We start from the raw sequence: 5,317 nt of genomic DNA, 5'->3' as shown, positions 1-5,317 counted from the left end.
TGGGCTTGTTTTTTGTTTACACCCCCCACCCCCCCACCGCGCCCCCCACCACCCGGGGGGCCCCGCGCCGCCCCAACACCCCCCCCCCCCACCCCGCGGGAACTAGACGTCACCCCAGGAGATAGCGGTGTGCGTCGACTACGAAGGGCCCGTGTCCGAACGCCGAACTGAGTTCCTCCAGCCGGGTGTATTCGGGCACGGTCAGACCGCAGCCGAAGCGGCCCAGAGCGTGCAGCAGGAAGCGGAACCCCAGCTCAGGGCAGACCAGCGTGACGCACCGCTCGATGGCCTGGCGGGTGGCCAGAGCCAGCCCGCCCTCACCGGCCCGGGCACGGTCGAGGAGCCCGGTCATGGCCAGCACTTCCGGCATCAGTCGCTGATGCTCGGCCGCGACCGTCCCCGGCGGCTCCGGTGTGCACGCGGGCAGCTCCGCCCACTGCGCTTCCCTGGCGCCGCGGGCGACGGCGAGCCGGGTGACTGCCGCCAGGAGCCGATGGAACCAGGCCCGCTCAGCCCCGGCGAACGTGGGTGAGCCACCGAGCGCCCCTCCCAGAGCACCCCACAGCCGGCCCAGTTCCTCACCGGAGAGGGGCGAGGACACAAGTCGCTGCAGATCTTCGATCAGCAGGACCGGAAAGGCAGGGTCACCTGTCGGCCCCAGATAGGTCAGGGCGTGCTCGATCGGGTCGTTGGTGTATCGGCTCCAGTCGTTGTGATAGGAGGAGCCGAGTGCGGTCACCCCGAAATCGTCTTCCACCCAATCACGGTGCACGGCTGGCTCGTGCATGATGCTGTTCCTTACTCGGGGTAAGCGGTTTTGATGAAGTATCCGCCGGGCTTGTATCCCGGTTTGGCGACGATCACCACGGTGAATCTGTTGCTGAGCTCCGGAATGTAGTTCCCGAGATGGTCGTAAGCGTCTCCAAGTGAATCCGTGCCGTAGGTACCCGAGAGAGGAAGCTCCTGCGGGCCGCCCTTACCCGCATTGATCACAAATTTTCTGATCCTTTCCGCATTCTTGGGGTCAGCCACGAGAGCGTCTACTGCCTTCTGGGCCGTCTTGAGGTCCTTCCAGCGGGAATTACGGGCAGGCGCGCCGTTTTGATCGTCCGACTTCTTCTTGGCGAGCCGCTTCATCTCCTCACTGTTCAGGTCCACGTGCTCCTTGATGGTGTGCGCCCTCTTGTCTGCCTTCTCGGCGCGGAGGAGGTCGGTGCAGTTGTGGACCAGGACCGGGGTGGTCTTGGCGAGGACGTAGTAGCTGTGGACGTCGTTGACCGTGAGGTCGTAGGCCGGCTGGAACTTCTTCCAGTGGGAGACCTTCGCGATCCGTGCGGTGGCACCGGACGGAGTGCGGAGGGTGTCTCCGGCCTTGAGATCAGCCGCGGCAGTCCAGTCGCCCCGGTTCTGCGCCCAGAAGGGGTGGTGTCCAGTCGCGGTAAGCGTGCCGCCGCCGGCCTTCGCGTCCAGGGTGACGGTGGTGAAGTCGCGGTCGTCGGGCGTGTGGATGGTGGTCTCGACGCGGCGTGGCCCGGAGAGACCGGTGATCGGGTCTGTGGCCTGCACCATGTCGCCGATCCGGACTTCTTCGATCGGTCGGGCGCTGCCGTCGCCCATCAAGACCGGCGTGCCGACGGGGAAGCTGTGCTTGGGGGCAAGACACTTCGGAAGGTCGATGTCCCGCTTTCGCAGGTTGTTGAGAGCCTCGAAGAGATTCTCGGCCTTCTTGGACCATTTGATGGTCTTGGGGACGGCGGCGGCGTATCCGGCGACCGGAATCATCGACGCGCAGGACAGTCCGGCGTCAATGTATTTGCTGTTGTCGTCGGTGGCATAGCCTTCGATTCCGTAAGCGGCGCAGTTGATGCCATCGGCGATCTCGCCGTACCCGGGAATGAGACCGAGGACGTCGAGAGCGAGGTGCCCGAATTCGAGGTAAAACTTCGCCTTCTGCTCAGGGGTCGCCGTCACCCACCACAGCACGGCGGCCTTGCCCATTTCCAAGCCGACGTCGACGGCTTCCCCGAAGGCGTCCCGGAGTTGGGTGTACTTGCCGTAGGCCTTCTCCCACCATGCCTGCTCGGCAGCCCGCGCCTGCTCGGCGAGGTACGTGTCGAGGTGCTGCTGGTAGATGGCGGCTGCTTGGGTGGAGTTCTTGCCGGCGTTGATGGCGGACTGGCGTGCGGCTTCGGCCGCAGCGACGGCGGTCGCGGCGTACTCCCGGGCCAGGCTGGCGCTCGCCTCGGCCCAGAGAGCCGATGCGTTGGCGTTGCTCGCGCTGATCTGCGCCTGGCGTTGCGCGTTGCGCGCGGTGGCAGCGTGGCCTGCGGCCTTTTCTGCGGAGGCCTCGGCCTGCGTGGCGGAGGCGTCAGCCTGCTGGGCGTACCCGGCGGCGTTCGCGGCGTAGGTCTGCGCCTGCTGGGCGTAGACATCAGCCTCGTTCGACGCGTTCAACGCCAAGGCAGCGGTCCTCAGCGCCTCTGCGGCGCGCTGCTGGGCAAGGGCCGCGACCTGCGCGGATCCGGCGATGACGTGCTGGATCTGCGCGACGTGCGAGGCATTGGCCTGATCGCGCTGAGCGGCTTTGTACTGGCCCCGCTCGACGAATGCCTGCCGGGACGGCGCGGGGCTCTCGAGGGCGATCTCCGCATACGCCTTGACCTCCGGCCCACCGTTCTCGGCCAGGGATGCCACGGTGACCTGGTGGTCGCTGTTGCGCGCGGAGTACTGGATGGTGGTGAGGAAGTCGAGCAGCGGCTGGTAGCCGATGTCGTTGATCGCCTTCTCAGCGGCGCTCTTGACGGCCGGGCCGCCGGCCTCCCCGATCCGGGCGACCTCGACGCGCAGGTCGGAGGCGGCGGCGCTGTACTGGCCGGTCTCTAGGAAGGTATGGATCTGCGCGGCGTCACCATTCAGCGCCGTCTCGGCGGCGCTGATCACGGCCTCGTGGGGGGAATTCTGCACGAGTGAGCGGACCTGATCGCGCTCGTCCTGTTGGAAGGCGGAGCGCCATCCGTTGCGGGCGTACTCGACCACGGCGGCGTTGTCCGCGGAGGCCAGTGCCCCTTCGGCGGCGGCCTTGCTCCAGGTGCCCTGGGTCTCCAGTGCGGCCAGCGCCAGCTTCCGTCCGGTCGCCGCGATCAGAGCGTCGTCCGCTGCCGGCTGCGAGGCGTCCTGCGACAGGCGGGTGAAGTCGGCCTGGAGCTTCTCGGACTCGGTCGCCGCCTTCTTGCTCTCGGCGAGGGTGGCGTTGTAAGCGACCTTCGCGTCCTTGGCCTGATTGATCCCGGTCGCCTTACGAGCAGCCAGTTCCTCGGCCTCGGCCTTGCGGGCCAGGTCGTGAATCTCCTTGGCCTTCGCCACTGCTGCCACAGCTTCGTTGGCACGCAGTAGGGCGGCGTCGGCGTGGGCCTTCGACTCGTTCGCGGCCTCCTTGGAACCAGCCGCGTACTGACCGGCCTTCATCGCGGCATCGGCGGCATTACGGGCATGCTGGGCGGCAGAGCGCGCGAAGTCCCGGGCCACGCGGGCCTGACGAGCGGCGTCGGCCGCGTGGCCTGCCGCCGCGTTCGCGGCACGGGTGGCCTCGGCTGCATGCCGACGGGCGGCCGCGGCAGCAGCGCGGGCCTCGTCCGACGAGGCACCTGCTTCCTCCGCGTAGCCGCTGGCCTCGTCCGCAGCCACAGCGGTGGCGTCGGCGTTGGCGGCCGAGGAAGCGGCGGCGCGTGCAGCGACAGCAGAGGCGTCACCGGCGATCGCAGCCCGGTCCGCAGCGTTCGCTGCGGACTCCGCCGCCTGTGCCGCTTTCAGAGCCTGGGCGGACAGTGCTTCGTCGCGCTTGCCGTTGGCGGCGCTGTTCAAGGCGTTGGTGGCAGCACGGGCGGCCCCCGCGGCCGCGTTCGCAGCAGCACTCGCCGCCGCTGCGGCTACCTGGGCTGCGGCGTTCGCGGAACGCGAGGCAGCGATAGCGGCCTGCGCGGCCTGCGCGGCCTTGCGGGTCGACTCCGCAGCACGCCGAGCCGCATCAGCTGCCCGATCGGCATCGCTCTTGGCTTCCGAGGCTTCTCGAGCGGCCCGCTGGGTCTCCTCCTTGGCCAGGCGGGCCAAAGTGATCGCCTTGTCAGCGGCCTCCTTCGCTGCCTTGCTCTCCCGCTCCGCCGCATCACCGGCCGCATTGGCCTGCTGAGCCAGCTCGGTGACCGAGGCGTACTCCTGGTCCTGAGCCCGGGCCACATGCTGGCCGAAGCTGAGGAAGTCGCGGACATCCTCGATCGAACCGTTGAGAGCCGCGCTCGCACCGGCTCGCACCTTCGGTCCGCCCGACGTCTCCAGCTGGGCCACCCGTACGCGGGCGTCGGAATCCCGCTTCTTGTACTGCCCTTCGCTCAGGAACTCCCGCACCGCCTCGATGTCCGAGTTCAGTGCGGCTTCCGCGGCTGCGTGCAGGGCGCGTCCGCCGGTCTCGCCGATGGCGGCTGCCTGGACACGCTGGTCCTGGGCCAGGGGCGCCTTCCACCCCTCGTTCAGGAACGCGTCCAGCTGCTCGGGCGTACCCGCGAGCGCTGCTTCGGCTGCCTTGCGGACGGCCGGGCCTGCGTCGGCCACGACCTGCAGTGCGGCCTCGCGGTCGTCGAGGTTCTCCGCGATCGCCCGGCCCTTCTCCAGGAACGCGCGGATATCGGCGTCCGAGGCCGTCATGGCCGCCCCGGCGGCTGCCTTGGTAGCGGGACCGCCAGCCTTCCAGGCGGCCAGCACCTGACCCCGCTCGCTCACCTCAGGCTCCGCAGCCACCGTCGGCGCTGCCGACACCAGGCCGGACAGCAGGGCAAGGGGCAGCACGCCGCCCGCTGCCTGTCGAAGCGGGCGCCACCCCCGATCCCTCAGCCCCCACAAACTTCTTGCTCGACGCACGAAAAAAATTTCCCCTCAAATACGCGGATCGTCGAACGTGCGCATGGCAAAGCCAGCCAGGTGGTCGCCTGGCCAGCACGGCGCGGTTCGCCGGGCATGTCGCACAGCCGCACAGCCAGCCGCCGCCCCAGACGCTCCCAGGCCAGGCGACGGCGGCTCATCCCCTGCAGGCTTCCTCGCCCAAGGTGCAGCTCGACGTTCAGTAAGAAGGGACTAAGCAAGCACCCCCATGGTTGTGCCAAGACCGAAAATTTTTTCAGCACATCAGTTCACCTGGCGAAAGCCATCCGGATGCACTGAGGCTTCGACCGGGCACTGTCACGTTGGCTGGCGGGGTGGAATGATCTTCGGGTTGATCACGGTGGAGGGGGTTGTCCGTGGGCAGTATGCCGCCGTCGCACAAGGG

At 68.3% G+C, this 5,317-nt stretch carries 2 protein-coding genes; both read right to left on the bottom strand.

Annotation, left to right across the window (positions count from 1 at the left end):
• Positions 1-109: 109 nt before the first annotated feature.
• Complete coding sequence (locus ACFWUY_RS40460) at positions 110-787, bottom strand: hypothetical protein (RefSeq protein WP_384121773.1); 678 nt, start codon at positions 785-787, stop codon at positions 110-112.
• A gap of 11 nt (positions 788-798) precedes the next feature.
• Positions 799-4,839, bottom strand: a complete 4,041-nt coding sequence (locus ACFWUY_RS40455) for a polymorphic toxin-type HINT domain-containing protein (protein WP_384121771.1) — start codon at positions 4,837-4,839, stop codon at positions 799-801.
• Between the last annotated feature and the right edge of the window lie 478 nt (positions 4,840-5,317).

Origin of the sequence: Streptomyces sp. NPDC058664, assembly GCF_042716635.1 — a bacterium.
Classification (GTDB): Bacteria; Actinomycetota; Actinomycetes; order Streptomycetales; family Streptomycetaceae; genus Streptomyces.
The sequence above is the reverse complement of the archived record's forward strand: the minus strand, read 5'-3'. Positions and strand labels throughout refer to the sequence as shown.

What these genes read in the sequence shown, in the direction of transcription:
- ACFWUY_RS40460 (WP_384121773.1), bottom strand. Translation starts at nt 787, where the DNA reads ATGCACGAGCCAGCCGTGCACCGTGATTGGGTGGAAGACGATTTCGGG.